Raw genomic sequence first — 26,921 nt, 5'->3', positions numbered from 1 at the left:
TCCCACCGCCACAAAAATGTTTACGATTGATTTTTTCAGGCTTTGATGCCTTATTTCGCTTCGCTGATGGTCACTTCGATGGAACTTGGCAGGATGGCATCAACACTGATCAGGTTGTTTTCCAGCAAAACTGTTGGGGCTAATTGGTATGTCCCCGGTCCCCGGTCTGAAAGGTTGATCAGGACAAAGATGTCTTCCAGGCTGAGCCCATCCAACAGCGGTAGGGGACCCGAGAGGAAAATGTCCACGCTTTCAGGTGAAATTTCAACCGCTAAGCCAGCTCCCAAGCCTCTAATTTGTATGGGAACGTTGACAAAGCGGATGCTGCTCTCGATAGGATCGATACTTATTGTAATGGTGACATTCTGGCTGCCCACCACGTTTATGCCCTCTGGGAGGTTCAGAGCAACCCTGATCTCGATATCTTCGCTGGCCATATTCAGGTTGATTGGCGCTGTTTCAACGTAACCCGGGATAGAATCGACAAGGTCGTAATCTGCTGAAAAGATGGTTACAGCGGGTGGGGAAGAAAAAATGTTGGTCAGTCGGTACCCGGGGGCTACCTGTCCGCTGGTGACAATTTTTACCACCACTGTTCTAAACCCACCGCGCTGAGTGACTGGTACAGTGACCTGGATGGAAGCCGGGTTGAGGCTGATTCCTGTAACTGGATTATCTTCTGCATCGAGCGGGGTTAGTTCGATCATGCGCTGAACATCTTCGGTTGCATCGGAAATATTGATCTCAGCGTCGATATGGTCGATGGTTTCAATCAGCGATCTGGGACCGGAGATGAACACGTTTTGATCGCTCAATACTGGTGTCTGGGTTTCAAAACCAATCGTTGGGTTTCCAACCACCTTCAGGTTGATGGGAAAACTTTCAGTGACGATTGCATCTAATTTAACGGTTACATTGGATGGCATTACGCGTGTGATTTCAGCTGGTGAAAGGGCAAGGTTGACCTGAGGGGTCAGGATATGCACTCCAGATTCCAGGCCGGAAAGGTCAAGCACCACATCGATCAGGTTGATGTCATTTTCGAGTTGTGTGTGAAATGAGGATGGGGCGCGAATCGTCAAATAAACCTGTTGGGTAATTTCATTGATGATGGTCAGATCTGGATCCAGGCCGATGATCTCCATGGGCAGGGGCCTGGGGTAGGTACGCGTTTCAGTGGGGTCTGCCAGGGTGACAGCGTAGATCCATACAATGGTGGCAAAAACCAAAGCCGTCAGAAGGGTGGGGAGGCTGCGAATGATCCTGCGAAAGTGTTTCATAATTCATCACCCTCTTTATCTACGCCTTTACCTGCGGTAAACAGGGATAATAAGCGAGCTGTCAGGCTTTTTTCTCGCTTTAAGTCGGTTGCCTGGAAGAAAGCCAGCAAGGTGTGTTGAAAGCGCTCCATATTGAGGCGGTGGAATATTTTTCCATCCTGGGCGATGGAAATACTGCCGGTTTCTTCGGAGACTACGACGGCAACGGCATCACTGACTTCTGTAATGCCGAGGGCAGCACGATGGCGCAATCCCAGTGTGTGTTCGAGCGACCGGTTGAGCACGCCGCTGGACGAGAGCGGCATCACACAGGAGGCTGCAACCAGCCTGTCATTAACGATGATGACAGCACCATCATGCAGAGGCGTGTTAGGATAAAAAATTTGCAACAGCAATTCGGGCGTCACCTGGGCGTTCAATGATACGCCGGTATTAACATATTCGCTCAGCCCCTGGTTACGTTGAATGACAATCAAAGCCCCATGGTGGCGTTCAGAAAGGCGCCCGCTGGCTTTGATGATCGCATCCAATGTTTCCAGGAATTGTTTTTCGGTGATGTTGCGCGTACGGATCAAGAAAGATATATTTCCTGCCCGACCAACCCGCTCTAATGTGCGCCGGATTTCTGGGGCGAAAATAACCGGAATGGCAAACACCAGGGCTGGCAAAACCGTTCTGATCAGCCAGGAAAAGGCTGGCAGTTCGATCAGGCTGGTGAACAATGCCAGAAGGACGATGATAAAGAACACTCCACGTAGCAACACCAGGGCTTCAGTGTCGCGCAGAAACATCAGTACGATAAAAAAGACCGCGCCAACCAGGACGATATCGAGTAAATCGGTCCAACCAAAGCGCTGAATAAGAAATGAGAGGTCGTTTAAGAATTGAGCCATACGAAACTTAAAAGATTAAACTAAGCTGCATTGATCGATTCAAAGGGCTGCGCCAACACCTTTTGCCAGATCGAGGTGGGCGTGTTACAAACTGCTTTTTGAGCCGCAATTTGCCAAGCCGGGTAGGTGATTTGAGCAGGAAGCTGAAGATCAAATGCGAATTGTTCAGGTCGGATTTCTCCAGCCTCAAGTATTTTTTGGGCAACCAGCAAGATCTCCACCTGGTGAAATTGAGCATGCTTCTCAAAGGCATCAAAAACCAGTGCGGGCTGTGCTTCGAAGAATTCACCGGGGAAAACCCGGTTCAGGGTGCCAGAAAAATTCCAGCTTTCCCAGAGGACGAATGCCTGGATGTGCTCATTTTTTGAGAGTGCAAGAACCATTTTTGACCCAAGGCATTCATACAGATCAGTGAGAGATTGCCGGGTCAGTTCCTTCCATGCTCTTTCTAACTGTGTTGCAGGCACGGTGTTGACGGAAGTGCCGAACCAGTCCTTTGAAATATTAATGTGCAGAGGCGCAAAATCATTTATTGATTGAATTGTATCATTAAGCGCCCGTTGTGTCCTTATCCAGGTTTCTTTAAATGTTGTTTCTGTATTAATGATCACGTCGGCGTGAGCGAATTTGTCGATTTGCGGAGGTTGGGAATTGATCCTGGCCTTTGCTTCTTGATCCGTTAGAGCCCGCGAACTTCGTAAACGTCGCATTTGATGGTCAAAGGAAGCATAGCTGACCCAGATTTTATCGCAATGGTTACTGAGACCGGATTCGATGAGTTTGATCGCCTCGATCGAGACCACCGGCTGCCCGGCAGCCTGTATTCGATTGAAAATCGTCTTGATCACCTCGGGGTGGACGAGGGCTTCCAGTTTTTCTAATGCGCGCTGATCGTTGAAAACGATCTGTCCGAGTTTTTTGTTGGAAATTTGACCCTGCTCGGTTTTAATCTCTGGACCAAAGGCATCCAACACCTGCTGGTAGGACTGTGTTCCCGGGTACAACATGCGGTTGGCGATGGAATCCGCATCGAGACCGAATAAGCCAGCGTTAGCCAGCATGTGGCGAATCACGCTTTTCCCCGTAGCGATATTGCCTGTGATGCCAATTGTGAAGCTTGAGTCAATCATCTTCGTCGGTCCACGTTGAAGTATACCTCATTTGTCCTGCGCTCATCGCTGGCTGGGTGCTATAATTCGGATATGTTTCTAAAAAAATTGGCTAAGGCGGCTTCCATTCAATGCGGTTTGCAGCAAGACGTGCCCATCCTTGTAGGGGTTTCGGGTGGCGCTGACAGCCTGGCGTTGCTATTCGGTTTGGAGGCGCTGGGGTATCCACTGGTGATTGCGCATGTTGACCATGCCTTGCGCTCAGAATCCAGAGCTGAAGCCGATTTTGTGCAAAATATCGCCACTTTACAGGGATGGTCCTTTTTTAGCCAGAGAATTGACGTGGGCGAATTTGCTCAAAATGAACGCTTGTCGATTGAGGAAGCCGCGCGAGAGGTTCGTTACCGGTTCCTGTTTGAACAGGCGCGGCAGCATCGATGCCAAGCCGTCGCCGTTGGACATCATGCAGATGACCAGGTCGAGACGGTATTGATGCATTTGCTGCGCGGCGCCGCGCTATCCGGGTTAAGGGGGATGCCTTTCCGGAGATTGATGCCCCAGTGGGATGCACACATCCCGTTGGTCAGGCCCTTGCTTGGTTTTTGGCGGGTGGAAATTGAAGCTTATGTGAACTCGTTAAGTCTGACGCCGTGTGTAGACCTCTCGAATCTCGATACGACTTTTTATCGAAATCGGCTCAGACAGGAATTGATCCCGGAATTAGAAACTTACAATCCCCGGCTTAAGGCTGTCATTTGGCGCATGGCGGACGTTCTAAATGAGGAGGCGAACTGGATGGATCAGCTCAGTCTTCAGGGGTACCAGGAATGCCTGCGAAAAGAGGCTAAAGATTGGATCGAGATCAAGCTTTCACATTTTCTGCAGCAACCAACAGCTCTACAGCGGCGGGTGTTACGGCATGCCATTGAAAAATTGCAACCTGATTTACGCGATATTGGCTTTGACGCGATCAACCGTGGGCTGAATTTTGCCTATGGCGCAAACTCTGGGGATCAAATCGACCTGATCGCCCGTTTGAACCTGGTGGTGGTTGGAGATGTTTTGATTGTTAAAACCTGGTCAGCAGAACTGCCGGATTTTGATCTGCCACTGTTGACCGAGCCAGCTTATCACGCGACGCTGGACATCGGTAGACACGTCAAACTCAGGCATGGTTGGCGACTGGAAGCCGAAATTCTCGAGGAAATCTCAGCAGAGCTGTTAGAAAACGTCAAAAATATACCCACGGATGAGGCCTGGCTCGATTATGATCGTGTGACGATGCCAGTGATGGTGCGGGGATCGGCGGCGGGCGAACGTTTCCAGCCTCTGGGCATGGGTGGACATTCGCAAAGCTTACAGGATTTGTTTGTCAACCAAAAGGTCCCGGCACATTTGCGTCCATTCTGGCCGCTGGTTGTTTCTGAGGGGCAAATTGCGTGGGTCGTTGGCTTGCGCCCGTCAGAAGGGTTTAAAATTTCAGAAAAAACACAGCGAATTGTGAAAATAAAATTAATAAAAAGCGATCAATGATCGCCTTGTGAATTCAGAAAAGGACCTAAGGCTAATTATCTGCCGGGCTTTCTTCAGGGTCATCACCAAGATCATAACCCTGTTGTAAGGCAAGACTGCGCAATTTCTGGCGTGCCTCGCGAAATTGGATCTTCGAGATACCAAGTTTCTGGCGAATCTTATCCGAGGGAACACCTTCGATCAGATCGGTTAATACGCTCGTCCAACGGCACATATCGAAGGAAATGCGTTTCTCGAAGCCCGCGGCTGCTGAGATGTCCTCGAGGATGTATTCCAGGCGCCGCGCCGTCCAGGGGAATAATCGATCCTGTAACGCATATTGCTGAGCATATTCTTCAAAAACCTCAACCCATTGCTGGGATAGGGGAAGCTTGCGTTCTTTATAGCGATAGCGTGGGTTGGTGTAGCGAATAAAAACAAAGGCATCCTGTGGATTCTCAACGTCGAGGTGATTGAGATTGATCTCAGTGCACTCCCCTTTCTTAATTCCAGTTTCTAAAAGCAACATGAGCAGGGTGTAAGGTCGGGCGTCGGGTCGATCCCCATAACGCATATTCTCTGCAGTTTTCAGTGCGGTTTTCAATTCAGGGTGGGTCAACACCGTTGGCAGGGGGCTGGAAACCGTTTTTTGCGGAAGCTTGTCGGCCGGGTCGTTGACCAGCGCACCACCTCTTTGTAACCAGCGGAAAAAACTTTTGACAGAGGTGATCCTTCTGGAAAGGCTTTTTGGACTGCAGGGAATACCGCGTTCGTTTTCCAGCCAGTTGAGGAAATTTTCAAGGTCTTTCTGGGTGATTTCACCGATGGTGATATCGGGTGGCAGAAAGGTATCGAGCAGGTTGAGATCAGCGACAAAGGCTTTAATGGTATAAGGAGACCGCCCCTTGTCATTCAGAAAATACATCCAGGCCTGGATGGCCGGCTTGAGATGCGTCCGCTCATGTAAATGGGCAGGCACGCTCATTGAATCACTGGATTGGTTTGTCATCAGACCTCCCCGAATAATTTTCGTGTAGTCAATGTTTAAAAATGATTATAAATCGATATCAAGGGAATGTCAATTGCTGGTCCTATTTTAATTGCAAGGCTTCAATTAACAATTCCTGAATTAAAATATTGTTTGGCACCAGAACGCTGGCACCAGCAGCGGTGACCCAACTATAGGCTTCTTCAAAACCGACTACATAATTGCGGATATCGCCATTCTCGTAAATGGTATTTGCCAGGGGTAGCATGGCGATCACTTTGCCCACCTCGATATCAGTTTGGACATAGCTGGTGTAAGCATTGTAGAGTTCAGGCACTTTGAAGACCACGTCAAGGCTCATCAAACGCCTGAAGATGGCTTCGACCACTTCCTGGGCACGGCGGGCGCGGTCAACATCACTGGTGGAATAGCGCGAACGTACATACCAGAGGGCAACATCTGCATTCATGTTCACAGTGCCCGGTCCAACGCTGCACCAGCCGCTTTCGTTGATCCAGATGGCACAGCTATCGGATAAATTCTCTTCAACTTCGACATTGATCCCCCCCAGGCTGTCGATCACGGATTTAAAGCCGTTCATATGGATCAGAACGTAGTTGTCGGGGCGCACACCGAAATTGATTTCCATGGTGTCTGCCAGCAGGGAAAATCCACCCCAGCCGAAAGCGGTATTGATTCGATTTTCACCATAACCTGGAATTTGAACGTAAAGGTCTCTCGGAAATGAGATGGCGCTTACAAACCCTTCTTTGGGGTTCAATGACACCCAAACGATGGTGTCGGTGCGGAACCCGCCTTCGTTTTCGCGCAGATCGGTTCCCAGCAAAAGAACATTGATCTGACCTTCAGGCTTTTCAAGGTTTACCGGCGCGATTGAACTTGACCAGACCTCGGGGTCGGCTGCAACGATGGGCTCCGGGGTTACATTTGGAACATAACCGAAGGCTTCAGGCTGAAAGGGTGTCGGTGTTGGGTCGGCATTATACGCAGCCCGTGTTTGCATTGCGTAAGTATATGCCGGGCTGACCTGATGATTCGATCGAAAACCGACGATAAGAATGAATCCTAGCAAGCACACCAGGAAAAGAAATACAGTGACGATGAGAGCCTGGAACCCCTTTGACGGGCTGTAAACATCCTTGTAATGGGAAGTTAATTGTCTTGATGCCATAAATTTCGTTGACCTGATGATTCCCTCAGTTTATTGCCTCGGTTTGATTTCATTATTATAGCTCAAATCGCAACGAGATTAATCAATGATCCTGACAGGGATTTGGAAACGGAAGGTTGTGTACGAGACCTTCTTGCTCTTTAACCAAATTTTCCCGTTGAGGACGCGAATTGCCCGGATGGCGTTGCGCACAGCCGGGACGCTTCCAATTCCAGGGATGACTTCATGCTGGGCGCTGAATAACGCGGTTTGTTCTGCTTGTGTCAAGCCCACCCCAAAATCAGTGACCTGAACCGTTAACATTCCCATTTCGAGGGATATTTTCTGCTCAAGTCGGATTGTCCCGCCATATTCAGTGGCAAGAATGGCGTTTGTGAGTAATTCGTACAGTGCAGTCTGCAATAATTCGGGATCAGTTTTAATCATCAAGCGCCCGTCCGGGTTGTGAATTTCGAGGTCGATATTGCGTCCCTGCAATTGTGAGACAACTCGCAAACGAGCATTTGCTGCAATCGAATCCAGGCTGATGATCGAACTCTCCAGGGAGAGGCGGATCGGCCCGGTCTGACCGGCTTCCATCTGCAGATTAGTGAGCATGTTTTTCGTCCGGTTTAAATCCAGCATGAGCTGATCGCGTTCACTGGATAAGCGACGATTTTCCTCCTCAAGTTGTTCCAATTTTGAGGAAATGCCCGGTTGGCTTGCAATTTGAGCCGTGAGATCAGTAATTTTCTGCTGTAATTCTTCCTGCCGGGTGACGCTCTCCATTCTATCGATCTGGAATTTTGCTTTCAACCCTTTGATCAAAGCATCTTTTTCTCGGATCAGGGTTTCTTTTTCTGTGAGTGCCGCGTGTAAATTTTCTGCTGCCTGAAGTAGCGCATTGATTTTTACTTCAGCCTGGATCGATTCCTGGCTGGCGGCTTCTAATGCGTCTGGTCCGAACAGGACCATGGACAGTGTGTCTTTTATCTGATCCATCAACTGCAGGGTTTTATCGTCCCAGCGTTTCCCGGTATACGGAGAAAGAAAGAAAACACCACCGACCCATGGATGGCCGGGCAGTCCTAAGGGGTAAGCGAACAGGCTGCCAATGGTGTGATAGTTGAGCAGCATGGCCAGGGTTTGAGCATCGCGCAGGTTTGCGTCAGCATACGAAAGGTTGAGGGCTTGCCGGGACTCCCAGGCTGTGATTACATTGGGCAGGTCTTCTCTGGAAAGGATGTCCGCTTTGAGGATGGTCTCGCGTATCAGGTCATATCCACACAGGATATGAATTTTCTCATCTTCTTTGGATCTGCTGATCAGAAAGCAGATATCTGCCACAACACTGAGACTGAGCGCCTGCGCCACGGTTTGATATTTTTCATCTTTGGTTTGGGTGGTATTGATTTTCAGTAAAAGGTTGACCAGGGCAGGCTTTGTATCGGCTGTCACCTCGGCGTTTGCAAGTACAGGCTTCTTGCCATTTTTGATCACTGCAGTATCGGAGAGATTTGCCGCGGATGATACATGTGTTATGCCCGAGGACAGGTATTTAATGATTGCTATAAGCCAGGGCAAACTCAGCATCTGGCTTAAGCGCACCGCGCCCATCTGCCAGTCCATTTCATTGATCAATAGGATTTGAAGTAAATGACCGCAGGCTAATCCGAGCAGACTGATGTTCAACACTTTCATCATGGGAGGTCGAAGAGAGATCGCCAGGATGATGCCGATGACAATCATTAACAGGGCGATCAACTGCCAGATGAAATCCAACGCCAGGGGATTGATAAGAAAAATGACAGCAAAGTGTGGCTTGATTAAGACCGAAACCAGGGCTAAAACGATCAATGTCAGAGACAGGGTGATGCATACGGTTGTGGCAGTCTTTCGTTGCGATCCGGTGAATAAAGTCCAAATCACCCACAGGATGGTTAATGATGCAACCAGCCGTTCAAAAATGGGTGGGAAATCGATGTTATGCAAGTGTGTTGATGAGCTGATGAAGCGCAGGGCACACAGGCTCAGTTGAAGCAAAATGAGGATGATACAACCGATGAGAGATCGGCGCGCCTGCCCCCTTGTATCGGGTTCCCAGCGCTTGAACAGCAGGTACAGGATCACAAAAACCAGTGTGACATGGGTTACAAGGTGGTAGATCAGATCGCCCGGAGGTGTTGTAAGAAAATTGAAGAGTGATGTAAGATTTGCTGCCATAAGCCATGTTTGGTGCTAAAAAAGTTTCGATTTTCGGTTAAATGAGTGCAAGTATCATTCCAACGGTAGACCGAAACGTCGGCAGTTTAAGTTGATCATAAAAGGCTGCATTTCTCTCTGCAGCATGAGTCACAGGCTACCAACCCAATCATACCTGATAATGATCATGATTTTGTTAATGAAAACGATTGACCCGCTGTGTCAATCACAAGGTTGAAGTACTTGGTGACCTTCGGTCAAGGTCGCTTTTCGATTGCGACGGTCTCCAGACCGGAGCCACGCCATAGAGGCGGGACACCGATAATGGAGACCTGCTGAATAACATCCAATTTCCTATTCACCATTCACCACTCACTACTCACAATTAATACAGATACCGATTAAGCCGTTGGCGCTTTATGGCACCTTTCATAAATACAATGAAAACAAGGGGCAGAGATACTGAAGCCCCCATGGTGGGTGTTCTTTTTGAACCGGTTCTGGTTATAATTACCCTATCCCGGGTGCTTAACCGGGAGGAAATTATGGGATTTTTGTCATGTTAAGCCTGCTTTCCTGGTATATTTTGCTGCTGTTATTGGGCTGGGTATCCTTCCCGTTGGCCTTTCGGCTGCTGTCGAAGCTCCCGGAGCGCGGTTACAGCCTGGGCAAAGTGTTGGGACTGCTGGTATGGGGGTTTTTTCACTGGCTGTTAGGAAACCTGGGGCTTCTGCAGAACACTCCGGGCGGGATTTTGTTTGCGTTTTTTCTATTGGCTGGATTGAGTATTTGGGCTGGCTGGGGGCACTGGCGGGAAATTTGGTCCTGGCTGAAGGAAAACCGACGGCTCGTTATCACCACAGAAGCTGTCTTCCTGGCTGGTTTTGCCTTCATGGCGCTGGTACGCTACGCCGACCCTGACGCAACTGGGACTGAAAAGCCGATGGAATTGGCTTTCATCAATGCAATCATCAACTCACCCAAATTGCCTCCGCACGACCCCTGGCTTTCAGGGTATTCTATTTCCTACTATCATTTTGGGTATATCCTGGCTGCCATGCTGGCCAAAATCACAACGGTCAGCGGAGGTGTGGCATTCAATTTAACCCTGGCTGCCGTGTTTGGATTAAGCGCAGCGGGGGCGTACGGTGTGCTCAATAATTTGCTGGCTGAGTTTGGAAAAACCTGGAAAGCGCGCATTAATCATCTCGCTTGGGCTCTTTTAGGGCCGGTTTTTTTATTGTTGGTCAGCAATTTAGAGGCGGTTTTTGAAATCTTGCATCAAGCCGGGGTTGGTTGGGACCTGGAAAGCGGTTCATCCCGTTTTTGGAACTGGGTGAATATCGACAGCCTGCGCAAACCACCGACCCAGCCGCTTTCATTGATGCCCCAGCGCTTCTGGTGGTGGTGGCAGGCGTCGCGGGTGATCCACGATATTGACCTGGCTGGCAACGTAAGCGGGCTTTCACCCATCGATGAATTCCCTGCATTTTCTTTTGTGCTGGGCGATCTTCACCCTCACGTGCTGGTGATTCCCTTCGTGATGCTGCTGATCGGCCTGGCATTGAACATCTACCTGGGCGGCATGGCAGCAGAAAAAAAGCGGTTTGGTATGCCATATAAAGGCGATGTCTTCCTTTTCAGCGGGGTTGTTCTGGGTGGGATTGCCTTTCTCAACACCTGGGACCTGCCGGTTTATTTTGTCTTGCTGGTCGGCGCTTATGCCTTGCGACAGGTGAGGTTGAAAGGGTGGGATTGGGCGCGGTTGACCGAACTGCTCATTTTGGCTATTCCGCTGGGGATCGTCAGTTTGGCTTTGTATGCGCCTTTTTATATTGGGTTTCAATCACAGGCGGGTGGGATATTGCCCAACCTGGTCTATCCGACCCGGGGATTGTACTTATGGTTGATGTTTGGTGCCCTGTTTGTCCCTATGTTCTTTTTTTGGGGCTGGCTGCGACGCCAAAAAACGCCTGGTTCCTGGAATTGGTCAACGATTCTGGTTGGTGCGCTGATCGGGCTGCTGTATCTGGCATCGATCGGGTTGGGCTTGGGGCTGGCGCGCGGTGAAGCGGGTCGGGGGTTGATCACCTCGCAGGGGAAAGCTCACTTTGGCGGGTTGTTGATCTCCGCCCTGCTGCACCGCTTAGGGTTCGGGTTGAGCTTGCTAACGCTGGCGCTGCTGCTGGTTGTCAGCCTTGCGTATTTGATCGGGAGCTTTTTGCTGAGCGGTGATGAGGCTCACGCTGATACGCCGACGCCGTTTGTGTTATTGATGATTCTGCTGGGCGGTGTGATGGTGTTGGCGCCGGAGTTTGTGTATCTGCGAGATGTTTTTGGCGCCCGGATGAACACGATTTTTAAATTTTATTATCAGGCCTGGATGTTATGGTCTTTAGCTGCGGCATTTTCAACCGTGATCGTGTTTACCGCAGGTCGCAAGCTGGCGAAAGCCCTTGTTCTGGTCGTTATGATTTTGGGCTTACTGTACCCGGTGCTGGCTTTTCCAACCAAGACCAATCAATTTCAACCTGTTGCAGGTTATACCCTGGATGCGAGTGCCTACCTGGAACAAAATCAGCCGCAAGAAGCCGCAGCCATTCGCTGGCTGTCAAACGCGCCGCTGGGCGTGGTGGCTGAAGCTGTGGGCGGACAATATAGCGGCTATGCGCGCGTCTCCACCCATTCTGGTCAGCCGACGGTATTGGGCTGGCCCGGGCATCAGGGACAATGGCGCGGCGGTTATACGGAAGTGGGCAACCGTGAAGCGGATATTCAAACCTTGTACGAAACCCCGCTGTGGGCAACAGCCCAGGAGATCATTCAACGCTATGATATTGAATATATCTATGTCGGCTCACTGGAAAGCACGACGTATTACCTGATGGCTGAAAAATTTGAGCAAAATCTATACCTCGGGTTTGAGCAGGGCAATGTGCGAATTTATGTCGTGCCGACATCCCTGAGGCAATAATGGTCATGGATTTGGATTTTGGAGTATTATCCAAATAATTATATTAAATCAATAAGGCCCACCTGGTTGACTTGGTTGAAAATCAGGCAGCGTTAAGCATCTTATCCAGGAGGATAGCAGGTTGACTTTGGTGATTGAACAATGAAAGGATCAACGGTGATCGTAAGAACACGATTTGCACCCAGCCCGACAGGTTACATGCATATTGGAAATTTGCGTACGGCATTATTCGCCTACCTGACAGCCCGACGGAATAACGGCGTATTTATCCTGCGGATCGAAGATACTGACCAGGAACGCAATATCCCGGAAGCGTTGGCTGCAATTTATGCCAGCCTGGCGCTGGCCGGGCTTGATTACGATGAAGGACCGGGTAAAGACGGTGGGCATGGTCCCTATGTGCAGTCGGAGCGATTGGACATCTATAAAGCCCATGCGGAACGTCTGCTCGCTTCTGGCGGCGCGTTCCGCTGCTTTTGTAAAAAAGATGACACCGGGCAGGAGGATGCTGAACCGGTCCGCCGAGACCCATGCCGGTTTTTGACAGAACACGAGATCAAAACAAAAATTAACGCGGGTGAATCATTTGTAATCCGGCAACGAATCCCTGAAAGCGGGAGTACGACCTTTGTGGACGAGGTCTATGGCGAGATCACGATTGAAAATTCGCAACTGGACGACCAGGTGCTGTTAAAATCGGACGGCTTTCCGACTTATAATTTTGCCAATGTGGTTGATGACCACTTGATGGACATCACGCATGTGATGCGCGGGCAGGAGTACCTCTCGTCCACCCCAAAATACAACCTGCTTTACGAATCCTTCGGCTGGCCGATTCCGATCTATGTGCACCTCCCCTTGATTGTCAAAGCGGATGGCAGCAAGTTCAGCAAACGCCTGGGAGACCCCTCCTTTGAAGACCTGGTGAGGATGGGCTACCTGCCCGAAGCTATCGTGAATTATATTGCCCTGCTCGGCTGGAATCCGGGAGATGAGCGAGAATTCTTCACCCTTGCTGATCTGGAACGGGTTTTCAGCATCGATCAGATCAACAAGTCCAGCGCAGCGTTCTCTTTTGACAAGCTGACCTGGATCAACGGGGAACATATTCGGGCGCTTTCTGGCGATGAATTTCACACGCTGGCAGAAAAATATTACCCGGATGAGCTATCACAATTTGACACCCGGAAGATCAGCAGGCTGATGCAGGTACGCACTGAAAAATTGACGGACATCCCGCAAGCTGTGGCGTTTTTCTATGATTTACCGGAATGCGATGTATCCCTGTACCAGCATGAAAAATCGAAGTGCACCCCTCAGATCAGCCTGGATGTTCTACGGTCTGTCCTGCCTGTGTTGGAAGAACTGGAAGTGTGGGACAATGACAGCCTGCTTCAAGCGCTGAAAGCCTTTATCCAAGCACGGGGATATAAAGTTGGCACGGTCATGTGGCCAATTCGTACTGCGCTTTCTTGCGTTTTAGTGACACCGGGCGGAGCAACCGAGCTGGCGGATATATTGGGGAAAGAAGAAACCCTGAGGCGGATCAAAGCCGGGATTGAAAAGCTGGAAAACGCGGCAAAATAATCTGTAATTTTCCTGTACCTGCGCGGGCTGGCGCAGTGCCTCACCCGGGAGGCCGCTGCGCAGCGATCGGGTTTGTCTCCCGCTTCTATTTATTCGTGGTCGTCATCGCTGGGCAGAGCTCCGGAAAGCCGATCTTCAAGCCGGATTTGCACCAGGGGGTTAACCCCAATCCCCGGCAGCCAGAAACCCCACGCCCGGCGAAAATCCGCATCGGTCATCCAGAACAACTGCTTTGCGTTGTCCATCCAGGGGTTGATGAAACCCCAGGGCGTGGTGAAGGCGCCGCCAGCGGTGTGGTTGGGGTCATAGGCTGCGAAAATCATGCTGTGACCGCCGGCTGAACGTGAGGCATTGAAGTTGCGTGTGGTATCTCCCAGGTAAATCGGCGGCGCTTTGTGCCAGGGCCAGATCAGGGTGATGATGGGTACCGCGTCCAGGTTGGATAACGTATCGGGCAGGCTTTCAGGATCGCCGTGCTGGAAGGTGGCGGTGACTGGCCAGCCGTGCATGTGGGCAAGGTAACGAACGATGCGCACCTGCATGCGCGGAGTTACTGCCCAATCGGGCGCCACACGCATGAAGCGCCCGCGCCGCCATAAGCGATTGACCTGATCAGAAAGTTCCATCGGGTCGATGACCACATTTAACAGCAGGCGCAAACTGGTTCCAATCGCGTGGAAGGAGCAGGTATTGCCCACCTGGTTGACCTGGTATCCCGCCAGATCAGCCTCAGTTTTGGCGTGCAGGATTTTAGGAAGAGAAGTCAACATATGCCATATTCTCCATCGACGATGATTTGTCCCGGGATTTTATCCATCAAGTGTTTGCCTTCCAGTGAGGACCATAAAAACGCTTCCCCGTTGAAGCCCTCAACTTCGTTGTAGGTGTAAACCCCGGCGTAAAGATCCCCGGTGATACGGTCTAACCAGGCTGCCAGGCTGGCTGCCACCAGCGGACGCGCCGGATGCTCCTGACAAAAAAGCAGCATCTGCCCGGTTCTTTCAACCTCAGGCGGTGCGGTATCAAGGCAATAATAGCAGCCGGTATCGCTGCTGATCAGCGGAATCCAGCCAGGGTGCCACCAATGGTTTTGCAAGTAGGGCGATGGCTGCGGAGTCAGACCTTCAAAGGCGGCTTTGACGGATATTTGCGTCACCCATCCCCAGGCAGCCTGGATTTCATTGATGGACATGAAGCGCCAATTGCCGACCGCCCCGGCTGAATTGCGAGTTTCGCCATCGGCAAGCATCAGGAGCTGGTGCAAATCTTCCGGGATGACTAACCCACTCTTTTCTACAAAGTTAGCCAGGGCAGCCGCTTTTGCCGGTGGGTTGAAGGCGACGCCCGGTGCATTTTTATGCATCCAATCCATGAGTTCAACCAGGGATTCGGTTATGGGGCGGTATGCGGGCATTTCAATCTCCTTGTTCAAAGGCGCGAATTCGATTTTATCACTAAAGCAGAGCGGTGGACGCGGTTTATTTCTTAGGATGGCGCCTTCCGGTAATGACCGCTTTTTGGCGTTGTTTGCCAGCCGGGTTCTTTTCAACGAACAAAGCCTCGCCGGTGAAGGGGTCTTTTTCAGTATAATACATCAGGCTGGCATAGGTGGATGGCGTGGGTGTGAACACCTGCACCTGCTCTGGCAATAAGCCCAGTTCGCGGCTGGCAAAGCGTTTAAGCGCGAACATATCCTCCAGAGTGCAACCCGGGTGCGCAGCGATCAGGTAATAGCTGAGGAACAGCTTCTTTTTCACTGCAGCGCTGAGGTTTTCAAAACGCCGTTTAAATTCAAGCAGCCTGTCAATTCCCGGTTTACGCATGAGAGCCAGAACTTGCGGTTGGGTATGCTCGGGGGCAACTTTGAGCTGACCCGAGGTGTGATGCTGCACCAGCGCTTTGAGATACGCCCCACCGTGGGCATGGTCGGCGAGCAGCAGATCATAGCGCAATCCGGAACCGATGAAGACCTTTTTCACGCCCTCAACCTGGCGTAGTTTTTGCAGCAAGCGGGTTTGAACTTGATGATCCACCGGTAGGGACGGGCAAATATCAGGATAGAGGCAAGACTGATCCTGGCAAGAACCCTGCTGTAGTTTAATCGGACATTCAAAGCCATACATGTTGGCGGTAGGACCGCTGAGGTCAAAGATATAACCTTTAAAATCGGGTAGGCGGGTGAGGCGCCGCGCTTCGGCCAGGATAGAGGCTTCTCTGCGCCAGCGCACGGTGCGGCCCTCATGGACGGCGATGGCACAGAAATTACACTCTCCATAGCAGCCGCGATGAGAGGGAATGGAAAAGCGGATCGTTTCCATTGCTTTGACGGGACCCTGAGCCTCATAATAGGGATGTTGTGCCCGGGAAAAATCAAGGCTGTATACGCGATCCAACTCTGCTGTTGTCAGATAAGGCGCAGGCGGGTTGTGCACCAGGAAGCGGTCACCATGGCGTTGAGCCAATCCTGAGGCGCTGATGGGGTCATTGTTTCGATAGAAGGTGTGGAACATGTCCGTAAAGGCGTCTTTGTCCTGAACGACCTGTTCATAGGCAGGCAGAATCCGAAAGCCTTCGGGCGGTTGTTTGGCAATGAAGCATAATCCACGAATACGGGTAGGGTCTTCCCCGGACGCGAGGGCCTGGGCGAACTCGAGGATGCTACGCTCAGCCATCCCGTAGATGAGATAGTCTGCCTTGGCGTCGAACAGGACGGAGCGGCGGATGGAATCTGACCAGTAATCATAGTGCGCTACCCGTCGCAGGCTAGCTTCCACACCGCCCAGGACAATGGGGACGGTGCCCTTAAAGTGGCGCCGGATCAGGTTAGCATAGACCAGTGTCGCCCGGTTGGGGCGTTTGGTATTGCGTCCAGCGGGGGTGAAGTCGTCATCGCGGCGGGGGCGACCGGTGGCAGTGTAATTGGCGACCATTGAATCGACGCTGCCCGCGCTCACACCCCAGAAAAGGCGCGGCTCACCCAGGCGGGTGATATCATCCGCTGAGTGGATATCCGGTTGGGCAATGATGCCGACGGTATAACCTGCCGCGTGCAGTACCCTGCCAATGATGGCGACGCCGGAATACGGGCTGTCGATGTAACTGTCGCCGGTGACCAGAATCACGTCGAGCTGTTTCCACCCAAGAGCCCGCAGCTCTTGAGGTGTTGTGGGGAGAAATTGAGGCGCTTGGGGCATGATAACGGTCATTCGCTACCTTTACAGAGCACAGAGAGTGCTACGCGAAGCGCAGCCCCTACATTTGACGCTGAATCGTAAACTAACCAATTTTCGACACCCTTAGCATAAAACTTCTTTTTGAATCACCCGGTGAGCGGGGTTTCTTTATTCCCCGATGATCTTGACCAGCACACGCTTGCGGCGACGCCCGTCGAATTCTCCGTAGAAGATCTGCTCCCAGGTTCCGAAATCCAATCGTCCATTGGTGACCGCCACCACCACCTCGCGGCCCATAATCTGGCGCTTCAGGTGTGCATCGGCGTTGTCTTCACCGGTGCGATTGTGGCGATATTGATCGATGGGCGCATGCGGCGCTAATTCTTCCAGCCAGTGCTCATAATCGTGATGCAAGCCGGATTCGTCATCGTTGATAAAAACAGAGGCGGTGATGTGCATGGCGTTCACCAGGCACAATCCCTCCTGGATGCCGCTTTCGCGCAGGGCTTGAACCACCTCGGGCGTGATATTGATGAACGCCCGACGGGTCGGCACCTGGAACCAGAGTTCTTTCCGATAAGTTTTCATCAGGGTTTCCTTTCCGTCTAAAATTTGAGCTTCAAAGTTAATTTTACCTGCGAAGTGTAAGCTTATACGCCCTAACGAAGCGGACAAGGTCCTTTCACGCCGATGATGAGACATATTGGGAAATGATTGTCAAACCGGTTCAAAGAAGTGCGGCTGATTGTCAGGAATAAGCGGGTCACCCTCTAATTGCGATTAAAATCTTGGTTTCGCTTTATCTTCAGCCGGTTGTTAAAGGCTTTGCCTGAAAAAGAGGGTCTGACTGGTTAAATTATTGGCAATATATTAAAATATTTATTTTTTAATATCAATTTCCCATTCCGGGCCATAACCAATCCCAAATTGTTCAACGAAGCTGCCCTGGTTAATAGCGATGCTGACCCGCATCAGTTCGTTGTTGTAAAGCATGGCTTCGCCTGGTTTTGCGTAACCAAAAGACTTCTCAAATAGCAATCGCTGGGCGAACACTTGTTTTCCCTGATGAAAGATAGTGACCTGCAAGCAGTCGCCAAATTTAAAGCCGGCATTCAGGAACGATTTTAAGGGCAGGTTCGTCCAGATATTGCCAAAATTGGGGTCGTTAATCTCGAAAATTCCCCTGGCATGCTCAACATCAAAAACCGGTTCATCAATGGGATGCATGACGATTTCATCGGGGTTGTAAGCCGGGCCAATTTCTTCAAAGGTGATTTTCCCGCTGGCAAACCTGGCAGCACAATAGGAAAACAAATCTCGACCATGGAACACGCTAACGTCATCGGTGCCCATCCCGCGCAAGCGGTTAATGGTTTCATCAATTTCGCGCACTTCATCGATGCCAAACACGGTTTTGACATGGGTCAGTGAACCATTATCTGGCGTGACGATGAAATATCCATTAGAGGTGCGGGCGACGCACGCACGGCGGTTCGTCCCTACACCGGGATCCACAACAGAGACGAAGACCGTCCCCTGCGGCCAAAACGGCATGGATTGATAAAGACGATAGGAAGCGCTCCAGGTATCAAATTTGGGGATTTCATGGCTTCCATCGATGATTTCCAGCTCTCGATCCACGCTTTTTACCACGCCATACATCGCGCACACCGCGCCTTCTTTGTAGGTGAAATCGGTTTGATAAACAAGAATGGGTTTCAAATCATTGCTCCTAAATGAAAGGGTTGTAAAACCGGCTTTTGTTGATGAAAATTGAAACACTTGCCGTGGCAATAAAAATCAAGACAGAGATGAAAATCGCCACATAATCAGCGCGTTTCATTTTGCGACTTGTGTACCAGGTGCGGGTCTTGCTTTTCCCGAACCCGCGCAAATCCATGGCGTTGCTGATGGTTTCGATGCGGTCGAGTGAGGAAAAAATCAGGGGAATGATGATCAGCAAGCCATTTTTAATCCGGTTAAATAGAGAGGCTTTGCGAGAAAGTTCCAAACCGCGAGCCTGCTGCGCCTGGCTGATGTCGTAGTAATCCCTCTGGACGTCGGGGAAATAACGCAAGGTCAAAGCAACAGCGTAAGCGACTTTGTAATGAACCCCGATTCGGTTCAGTGACGATGCGAACTCGCTCGGGTTGGTGGTTAACAGGAAGATGATGCCAAAGGGAATGACCGATGAGTATTTGAACAATTTGGTGGTACTGTACAATAACTGCTCTGCTGTGATGTCAAACTTGCCTGGCAATTCAATAAGGACTGTCCGAGTCCCATAGATTTCAACGCCCATTTCAGGTGCGAAAAGGAAAGAAATTACCGCATTGGTCAGCACAAAGATCAACACGTATATCACCATCAGCTTGATTTGAGAAAACTTGATCTTTGAGATCTTCATGATATAGGCTGCGAAGAGCATCACCGCTAAAATGACCCGAATGTCGTAGGAATACATGACCGCGAAGGTGAGCAGAAGGAAGCAAATCAACTTTGTTAACCCTGAAAGGCTGCGGATGGGCGAATCGATGATGTCATAAGAAAATAACTTGGTCTTTGCGTTCATCGGTTTTTGAGTTTCCTTTCATAGTTGATAAAACCCTGCACAAAGGCAGTACTATCCGGAATCTCGGCCATCTGTGCCAGATGGTAAAGAGAAGTCTCCTTTAAGTTTGCTTTTTGAATAATCTGAAGATCGGTGAGGACGGAAGATGCAGGGGCGTCTGCAATCAGGTGCCCTTCTGCAAGAACGAGAGCCCTGGGCGTATATTCCAGCATCAAGTGCATATCGTGAGTAATCAAAATGATGGTCACACCCATTTTGTTGATCTCGACCAGGAACTCCATGATTTCTGTATAATGGCGGTAATCTTGACCCGCGGTGGGCTCATCGAGAATCAGGATTTCAGAACCCATAACCAGGATGGACGCGATGGTGACGCGCTTTCGTTGGCCATAGCTGAGGGCAGAAATCGGCCATTCGATGAAGGGAGCCAGACCGCAAACATCCAGCACTTTTTCGACCCGGGGAACGATTTCCTCTTCAGGGATCTTGCGAAAGCGCAAACCCAGCGCGACTTCATCGAAAATCAGATTTTTAGAGATCATCTGGTTGGGGTTTTGCAGCACGAGCCCGATTATTTCAGCGCGCTCCTTAATTGATTTATCCCGGGTGTCATTGCCACGGTAGGAAATTATTCCCTGATCTTGTTTTTCAAAACCGCAGATTAATTTGGAAAGGGTGCTCTTGCCGGATCCATTTTTGCCGATCAGGGAGACCATTTCGCCCTCTTTTAATTCAAAATTAATCTCTTCCAGGACATTTCTGATGCCATCATACGAAAAGTTAAGGTTTTCGACTTTCAGAACCGTGGGTTTTTCTTCCTGGACCTGTGGCGGTTGGATGCTCGCCTGCCAGGCTGTCAGGGCGTCTTTGCATTGGTGGGCTTTTACACTCGTGATATATCCTGGTTGAATACTTTCCGTGATTGGCACACCGGCATATTTTAATGCTGTGACATACAAAGGCTCACGAATCCCCGTTTTTGTCAGGATGTCTGAGCTGACCAGTGCATGGGCATTTGTGTTGGCGATGATCCGACCTTCATTAATCACAATGATACGGTCCACATATCGATGCAAGACATCTTCAAGACGATGTTCAATGATGATGATGGTTTTATTCACGCTGGAGCAAATCTCTTCGATGATCTCAATCGCTGTTTTTCCAGTGGCGGGGTCGAGGTTGGCAAGGGGTTCATCAAACAGCAATATATCCACGTCGTTGACAAGCACCCCGGCCAGGGTTGTACGTTGTTTTTGCCCGCCCGAAAGTTCAAAGGGAGATGAGGTCAGCCAGTTTTGCATATCAACCATCTGGGATACTTTTTTCACCTGCTCATGCATCTCGGCGTTGGGTACATTGTCGTTTTCAAGTGAAAAGGCGATATCCTCGCCGGCGGTCAGGCTGACAAACTGGGCGTCTGAATCCTGAAGGACTGTGCCGACGGATTTTGACAACTCAAAAATATTTTTGTCCTGGGTTGATTCACCGTTGATCAGCAAATCGCCCGTGATTTCACCATCATATGCAAAGGGAATTAAGCCATTGATACAATTACCAAGCGTGCTTTTCCCGCTTCCGCTGGGCCCAACAATGAGGATTTTTTCGCCCGGGAGGATGGATAAATTAATATTATAAAGTGTAGGATCGACCTGGCTGTAGTATTGAAATGAAAAATCTTTAAATTCGATAATCGGTTGTAAATCCATGCTGACTCTTTTTTGGCACTGTCCAGGGTTGATTATTTCAGGTAGCTTGCATAACTTTATGGTTTGGGCAGCAAATAACGAGATTCATGCTGTTCTGACGATACCCTGACGGTGTGGGGTTAAATAATGGATAGCTGAGGATTGTCAACCGCAGCTATCCATGGTTTCAATCAAATGATGATCGACTTAGCTTTTGCTCAAGCTGCCCTTTTTTGTGCGTGTGGCTGAATAAGCAATCAGCAACAGGGTTCCAAAAACACCGACGCTGACGCTGTTCATCAGTGCGGCTACTGCGCCCTGCGTGAAAACCAGCTTGACGGGCTCCTGATAAATGAGGATATCAAGAACTGGTGCAATAATTAACCAGGCAATCACGTTGCCGATAATTTGGATCACATTGAATGTGAGGATGTCCTTGCCTTTAAATTCACCTTTTTCGACACGGGTCCGATTAAAAGCAAGACCATACAGAAAACCGGCTACGCCGCTGGCAATCACCCAGGACCACCAGGGCGAGCCATACTGAATAGCATCCGACAATGCGTGACCAATGAACTGGATTAAACCGCCTGCAATCGGCCCAAAGATCGTTGCCATGAATGCACCTAATCCATAGGCGGTCATGAAGCTTGTTTCAGGGATGGGTGAAGGGACTTTCACGTACATGAATAAAAGCATAAAAAGTGCAGCACCGATGCCAATAGCAACAATTGTGCGAGTTGTAATTTTAAACATAAAATCTCCTTAATATGATGTGAAGGTTTACGTGCAAGGGTTGCGATTGATCAATGACAAGAAAATTCATCAAAGATCCGGGGTTAATAATCCTTCATAAAAAGCGAATGCCCAGATCAAAAATTAGAAGTGCGGCAGAAAAATCTTGTTGCCGAATCCTTTGATCTGGTTGGCTGTCTTCAGCCAATAAAAACGATCCTGGTTTTCGCCTTTCTCGATTCAACCTCCTTTCACTGACTTCCTGGCAATATTAATTCATTTACTATTTTATAACGAACCTATTGTTTCTGCAACTCAATTTACCCGGTTCAACATACAGAAAATCAGTAAACACGAGTTTTTGCGTTGATTTTCGATGTTTGATGATTGTTTATCGTGCACACCAAGCGATGATCTCGAGATGGACTTCTTCGGGTTGACACTATCGCATTGAAAAATTGATTTTGACAGTGCGTAAATCAAGCAGCGCTCACACGGCAATAATATCAGCATGATCAAGGCAATTTTTGTGAGTTGAAAATTTTTAAAAGGCATGTATTTACATCGGTATGATTGTCGTGTCATTCAAAAGGGGTTTGAATTTCAGAACATAGGCTGGTAATGAGTATAATAGGGGAGATTGAATGATTGATATCAGGAAGGAAATCGCCATGACAAAGAAAATCGGGATATTGACCGCTGGCAGTGACTGCCCCGGTTTGAACGCAGCCATCCGAGGTTTTGGAAAAACAGCCAGGCAGGTTCACGGGATGCAAATAATTGGGTTTCGTGACGGTTTTGAAGGCTTGATTTCCAACCATACCGTTGATTTGAGCGGTGATGCACTTTCCAATATCCTTACGGCTGGCGGCACCATACTGGGGACCAGTCGATTGGTACCGCACCAGGTTGTGGAAGATAACCAGATACTGGACAAAACTGGCGAAGCCCTGGCGGCTTACAAGGAAAATCAACTGGATGCGCTGGTGTGTATTGGCGGGCGTGAGACGATGGATGCTGCACAGCACCTGATACAGGCTGGATTAAATGTGATCACGCTGCCGAAATCTGGCGTAAATGATATGCCCCTGACGGATACCACCATCGGCTTTGACACAAGCAGGATGATCGCCACGGAGGCGATTGACCGTTTGCACAGCACTGCCAACAGCACGCATCGCATCATCATTGTGGAGCTCTTAGGGCGGGAAGTTGGCTGGCTCACCCTGTCTGCTGGACTTGCAGCCGGTGCAGATGTAATTTTGATCCCGGAAATTCCTTATGATCTTAATAAACTTGCTGAAGCGATTTTAAAGCGCAATCAGGCGGGAAAACTTTTCAGCATCGTGGCTGTTGCTGAAGGTGCACAGTCTTCCGAATTGGTGGATTTCTTCGAGCGTTCGATGAAGATGAACCAGCAGACCCATAAGGATCAAAGTGCTGATGAGCACCGTGAACGGATGGCTGAACTGAAACGCAAGTACACCGGAGAAACGTTGAAGTTGGCTAACCGACTGGAAAACAGCACCGGGATCGAAAGCCGCATTACGATTTTGGGTTACTTGCTGCGCGGAGGCACCCCTTCCGCCACGGACCGCATCCTGGCTACGCAATTGGGGGCCTACGCGGCGGACCTGGTTTCTGAAAATAAGTTTGGGGTGATGGTCGGCATCCACGATGGAAGGACAGGATCTGTCCCGATTGAAGACGTTGCTCAGTCTGAAAAACCGGTGCCTTTAGATCATCCCTGGCTGGTCAGCGCGCGCAATATTGGCACAATTTTTGGCGATTGAACGCATCAGCCGTACGGACTGCGAATAAGGGATTGTAAATACAACGAAAAAGTGTGGTGTTAAGAGAGGATACTGATGAGTCTAACTTTAGAATGGCGACACCGGATCATGGCCTGGCGGGAAGAACTGTCAAAACATTTCTACCTGCCTTTAGGCGAAATTTCGTTTGAAGCAAGCTTTACAAAGGATCAATACCGCCTGGATGACGCGCAGTCAGGATTGAGTTATTCGGCAATCGCGCCCGGCCAACGTTGGGGGGCGAAATGGGAGTATGGCTGGTTCAGGGGTGAGTTTACCCTGCCGCAGGCAGCAGATGGGCAGATGGTTACGGTCAGACTGGATGTGGGAGGAGAGGCAGCCGTATTCATCGACGGCGTCCACGCGGGAGCGATTGACAAAGAACACCAGTTTATCCCGATCAGTGATGTGGCGCAGGCAGGCAGGTCCTATGCTGTTGTGCTGGAAGCCTATGCCGGGCACGGTCCGCAGGAGTGGCGCAGCGGGCCCACACCCCCGGAGCGGGAGACAGTTCCCGAACCGCCTGATCGGCAATGCGTTCTTGGGCACAGTTCTTTTGGCATCTGGCAGGAAGTTGCCTTCCAACTGGCGATTGACGTTGAAACGCTGTGGGAATTGCGCGAGAACATTGACCCGGAATCCTTGCGCGTGATGGAAATCGACGAGGGGTTAAAAGATTTCACGCTCATCGCTGATTTTGAAGCGCCGCATCAAGATATGCTGACCAGCTTGCAGGCCGCGCGGGAACGGCTCAAACCCCTGCTGGAAAAGAAAAATGGCATGACAACGCCGGAGATGTTTGGTTTTGGCAATGCCCATATCGACGTGGCCTGGTTGTGGCCCCTGGCAGAAACCGAGCGAAAATGTGCGCGCACCTTCAGCACCCAGCTCAAGTTGATGGAGCGTTATCCGGAATATCGTTTCTTCCAAAGCCAGCCGCAACTGTATCTTATGGTCAAACAGAAGTACCCGGAACTCTACGAGAAGATCCAGGAAGCCGTCAAACGCGGCCAATGGATCCCCGATGGAGCTGCCTGGGTTGAACCGGACACGAATTTGTCCAGCGGTGAGAGCCTGATTCGGCAACTGGTACACGGCAAGAGTTTTTTCAGGGATGAATTCGGTGTGGACTGCGATCTGTTATGGCTGCCGGATGTTTTTGGCTATTCAGGCGCATTGCCGCAGATCATGTTGGGCTGCGGCGTGTCGTATTTTTCCACACAGAAGATCTTTTGGGCTTACCATGGCGGGGAAACATTCCCGTACAACACTTTTATTTGGGAAGGCATCGACGGCTCCCAGGTTAAAGCACATTTTCACAACGATTACACCAGTGAGGTCAGACCGAGAACGGTGATCCAACGCTGGAACGAACGCGTGCAAAAAGATGGCTTCTCAACCCGCCTGTTTCCCTTTGGCTATGGAGATGGCGGGGGCGGCCCCACCCGGGAACATCTGGAATATGCTCGGCGGTTGAAGGACCTGGAAGGCGCACCAAAATTTCGGATCGAAGACCCGATGAGATTCTTCAAGGCACAGGATGAGGTCGGGTGGCCCAAGGATCGGTATGTGGGCGAGCTGTACTTCCAGGTTCATCGCGGTACCTACACCTCACAGGCGCGTACCAAGGCGTTGAACCGCCGCAGTGAGCTTGCCCTGCGAGAGGTGGAGCTGTGGGGAGCTGCTGCCACAGCACTGACCGACTATGAATTCCCATATCAAGCCTGGGACGCAGCCTGGAAAACGGTGTTGCTGAACCAGTTCCATGATATTTTGCCCGGATCATCGATTGCAAGAGTCCACGACGAGGCAGAAGCACAATTATCCAATGTGGTAAATTGGTCAAAAGATGCACTGCGAAATATCGGGCGGGCGCTGGCGAGAACACAGGGTGGAATCAGCGTGTTTAACAGCCTCTCGTGGCCGCGAACAGAACTGGTAGAGATCCCTGGTGACATTGCAGGCCTGGAAGCGGGCGATGGCACATCAATGCCTCTGCAAACCACAGGCGGAAAGTCGTTTGCTGAAGTCAACCTGCCAGCGTGCGGCTGGGAAAGCTTCGCCTTCGGGAAGCCATCCATTCTGGAAAACACACTCAAAGTGCGAAATGATCTGTTGGAAAATGACCTGGTCAGGGTGCGGTTCAACGAATTCGGGGAAATCACCAGTATTTATGATAAGGCGAAGGATTACGAGCTGGCAGAAGGCATCTGCAATCAATTGGCGATGTACCAGGATATCCCCAGTGCTTTTGACGCCTGGGATCTTGACTCCATGTACCGGCATACCCCGGTGGAAATCTGTGAACCAGCCGATATTGAAATCTTCGCTGAAGGTCCGCTTTTTGCCAGCCTTGTCGTCAGGCGAAAACTAAACCACTCCCTCATGACCCAGACGATCGTGCTGCGTCGGAACAGCCGGCGTGTGGATTTTCACACGGTGATCGACTGGCAGGAACGCCACAAGCTGCTGAAGGTGAATTTCCCGGTGAATTATTTCGCCCATGAAGCCCTGCATGAGATCCAGTTTGGTCACCTGAAGCGACCAACGCACCGCTCACGCGAGTTGGATCGCGACCGTTTCGAAGTTTGCAATCATAAATGGACAGCCCTGGTTGAAGCCGGGCGCGGATTTGCAATCTTGAATGACAGTAAGTATGGCGTGGACGTGCTGGATAACAGCATCAACCTCACCCTGTTGAAATCCCCATTGGCACCGGATATGAACGCTGACCGCGGTCGACAGGAATTTACCTACGCGTTCTATTTTTGGGAAGGCGCCTTTGTCAATTCCGATCTGATCCGGCAGGGATACCAATTAAATGTGCCCCCGCAGGCGTTTGCTGGCCAGGCAGGATCGCGGTCACTGTTCAGCCTGGACCGGGCAAACATCATCCTCGAGACGGTCAAGCCGGCTGAGGATGGTTCGCAGGGTGTGATCGTGCTGCGGCTGTATGAAGCGATGGGCACCCGCACCCGGGTTAAGCTGAGCACCAGCTTGCCGCTCAGGGCGGCTTATCGAACAGACATGCTAGAAAGGGAATTGGAGAGTCTGGATTCTTCTGATGGAGTTTTGTCCTTGGAATTCCGTCCCTTTGAGATCAAAACTCTGCGGATAAAATTGTGAAACCATGCCATTAAGACCGGCAAATAATCCAACCTGGTTGCGAGAAAATCACTCCTTAATCCTTCTTCTGAAAGAAAGAGCCGGGTTGCGGCTGACTGATAAA

19 protein-coding genes are annotated in these 26,921 nt (G+C 50.3%); 5 read left to right on the top strand and 14 right to left on the bottom strand.

Annotated features, from left to right (window positions below; all coding sequences use genetic code 11):
- Positions 1–50: 50 nt before the first annotated feature.
- From CFX1CAM_RS09100 to coaE, 3 genes are read right to left on the bottom strand one after another with little or no spacing between them, the layout of a single operon-like run.
- Entirely contained in the window at positions 51–1,280 is a 1,230-nt protein-coding gene (locus CFX1CAM_RS09100) for a CdaR family protein (protein WP_087862723.1), read from the bottom strand.
- Positions 1,277–2,173: a diadenylate cyclase CdaA gene (cdaA, locus tag CFX1CAM_RS09095; protein ID WP_087862722.1), complete on the bottom strand. Its 897-nt coding sequence runs from the start codon at positions 2,171–2,173 to the stop codon at positions 1,277–1,279. Before cdaA ends, CFX1CAM_RS09100 begins: the two co-directional genes overlap by 4 nt.
- A 20-nt stretch (positions 2,174–2,193) precedes the next feature.
- On the bottom strand, positions 2,194–3,303 hold the full coding sequence (coaE, locus tag CFX1CAM_RS09090) for a dephospho-CoA kinase (RefSeq protein ID WP_087862721.1): 1,110 nt from the start codon (positions 3,301–3,303) through the stop codon (positions 2,194–2,196).
- Between the two features lie 72 nt (positions 3,304–3,375).
- Between coaE and tilS the strand changes: the two genes are divergently transcribed.
- Positions 3,376–4,815 carry a tRNA lysidine(34) synthetase TilS gene (tilS, locus tag CFX1CAM_RS09085; RefSeq protein WP_087862720.1) on the top strand — a complete coding sequence of 480 codons (1,440 nt, stop codon included), beginning with the start codon at positions 3,376–3,378 and terminating at the stop codon, positions 4,813–4,815.
- Between the two features lie 31 nt (positions 4,816–4,846).
- Here tilS and CFX1CAM_RS09080 read toward each other — a convergent pair whose 3' ends face one another.
- From CFX1CAM_RS09080 to CFX1CAM_RS09070, 3 genes are all read right to left on the bottom strand, one after another.
- On the bottom strand, positions 4,847–5,803 hold the full coding sequence (locus CFX1CAM_RS09080; protein WP_087862719.1) for a tyrosine-type recombinase/integrase: 957 nt from the start codon (positions 5,801–5,803) through the stop codon (positions 4,847–4,849).
- Between the two features lie 82 nt (positions 5,804–5,885).
- On the bottom strand, positions 5,886–6,974 hold the full coding sequence (locus tag CFX1CAM_RS09075) for an LCP family protein (RefSeq protein WP_087862718.1): 1,089 nt from the start codon (positions 6,972–6,974) through the stop codon (positions 5,886–5,888).
- A gap of 78 nt (positions 6,975–7,052) precedes the next feature.
- A complete protein-coding gene (locus CFX1CAM_RS09070; protein WP_087862717.1) occupies positions 7,053–9,176 on the bottom strand; it encodes an ATP-binding protein in 2,124 nt (707 codons plus the stop codon).
- 538 nt (positions 9,177–9,714) lie between these two features.
- Between CFX1CAM_RS09070 and CFX1CAM_RS09065 the strand changes: the two genes are divergently transcribed.
- Positions 9,715–12,129: a DUF2298 domain-containing protein gene (locus CFX1CAM_RS09065; RefSeq protein ID WP_087862716.1), complete on the top strand. Its 2,415-nt coding sequence runs from the start codon at positions 9,715–9,717 to the stop codon at positions 12,127–12,129.
- A gap of 141 nt (positions 12,130–12,270) precedes the next feature.
- Complete coding sequence (gltX, locus tag CFX1CAM_RS09060) at positions 12,271–13,716, top strand: glutamate--tRNA ligase (protein ID WP_087862715.1); 1,446 nt, start codon at positions 12,271–12,273, stop codon at positions 13,714–13,716.
- Between the two features lie 89 nt (positions 13,717–13,805).
- Here gltX and CFX1CAM_RS09055 read toward each other — a convergent pair whose 3' ends face one another.
- The 8 genes from CFX1CAM_RS09055 to CFX1CAM_RS09020 all read right to left on the bottom strand — a co-directional run bounded on the left by CFX1CAM_RS09055 (position 13,806) and on the right by CFX1CAM_RS09020 (position 21,902).
- Positions 13,806–14,486 carry a hypothetical protein gene (locus CFX1CAM_RS09055; protein WP_087862714.1) on the bottom strand — a complete coding sequence of 227 codons (681 nt, stop codon included), beginning with the start codon at positions 14,484–14,486 and terminating at the stop codon, positions 13,806–13,808.
- Positions 14,480–15,130 (bottom strand): SMI1/KNR4 family protein, encoded by a 651-nt coding sequence (locus CFX1CAM_RS09050; protein WP_087862713.1) that lies wholly within the window; start codon positions 15,128–15,130, stop codon positions 14,480–14,482. Before CFX1CAM_RS09050 ends, CFX1CAM_RS09055 begins: the two co-directional genes overlap by 7 nt.
- Before the next feature lie 64 nt (positions 15,131–15,194).
- Positions 15,195–16,922, bottom strand: a complete 1,728-nt coding sequence (locus CFX1CAM_RS09045) for a YgiQ family radical SAM protein (RefSeq protein WP_197687119.1) — start codon at positions 16,920–16,922, stop codon at positions 15,195–15,197.
- A gap of 135 nt (positions 16,923–17,057) precedes the next feature.
- Entirely contained in the window at positions 17,058–17,477 is a 420-nt protein-coding gene (locus CFX1CAM_RS09040; protein ID WP_087862712.1) for a secondary thiamine-phosphate synthase enzyme YjbQ, read from the bottom strand.
- Positions 17,478–17,768: 291 nt separating this feature from the next.
- Positions 17,769–18,611, bottom strand: a complete 843-nt coding sequence (locus tag CFX1CAM_RS09035) for an SAM hydrolase/SAM-dependent halogenase family protein (RefSeq protein WP_087862711.1) — start codon at positions 18,609–18,611, stop codon at positions 17,769–17,771.
- Positions 18,612–18,621: 10 nt separating this feature from the next.
- On the bottom strand, positions 18,622–19,461 hold the full coding sequence (locus CFX1CAM_RS09030) for an energy-coupling factor transporter transmembrane component T family protein (RefSeq protein ID WP_087862710.1): 840 nt from the start codon (positions 19,459–19,461) through the stop codon (positions 18,622–18,624).
- The gene (locus CFX1CAM_RS09025; protein WP_087862709.1) at positions 19,458–21,167 is read right to left on the bottom strand and encodes an ABC transporter ATP-binding protein; all 1,710 of its coding nucleotides are present in this window, start codon (positions 21,165–21,167) and stop codon (positions 19,458–19,460) included. The genes CFX1CAM_RS09030 and CFX1CAM_RS09025 overlap by 4 nt, the downstream gene beginning before the upstream one ends.
- A gap of 186 nt (positions 21,168–21,353) precedes the next feature.
- Positions 21,354–21,902 carry an ECF-type riboflavin transporter substrate-binding protein gene (locus CFX1CAM_RS09020; protein WP_087862708.1) on the bottom strand — a complete coding sequence of 183 codons (549 nt, stop codon included), beginning with the start codon at positions 21,900–21,902 and terminating at the stop codon, positions 21,354–21,356.
- A 650-nt stretch (positions 21,903–22,552) separates the two neighbouring features.
- On the opposite strand from CFX1CAM_RS09020, the gene CFX1CAM_RS09015 reads away from it, so the two are divergent.
- Together CFX1CAM_RS09015 and CFX1CAM_RS09010 are read left to right on the top strand one after the other, a co-directional pair.
- Positions 22,553–23,674 (top strand): 6-phosphofructokinase, encoded by a 1,122-nt coding sequence (locus CFX1CAM_RS09015; protein ID WP_087863267.1) that lies wholly within the window; start codon positions 22,553–22,555, stop codon positions 23,672–23,674.
- A 75-nt stretch (positions 23,675–23,749) separates the two neighbouring features.
- Positions 23,750–26,818: an alpha-mannosidase gene (locus CFX1CAM_RS09010; RefSeq protein WP_087862707.1), complete on the top strand. Its 3,069-nt coding sequence runs from the start codon at positions 23,750–23,752 to the stop codon at positions 26,816–26,818.
- The last annotated feature ends 103 nt before the right edge of the window (positions 26,819–26,921 follow it).

The organism is Brevefilum fermentans (genome assembly GCF_900184705.1).
Classification (GTDB): Bacteria; Chloroflexota; Anaerolineae; order Anaerolineales; family Anaerolineaceae; genus Brevifilum; species Brevifilum fermentans.
Note: the sequence above shows the minus strand (reverse complement) of the source record. Positions and strands in the feature narration are given on the sequence as shown.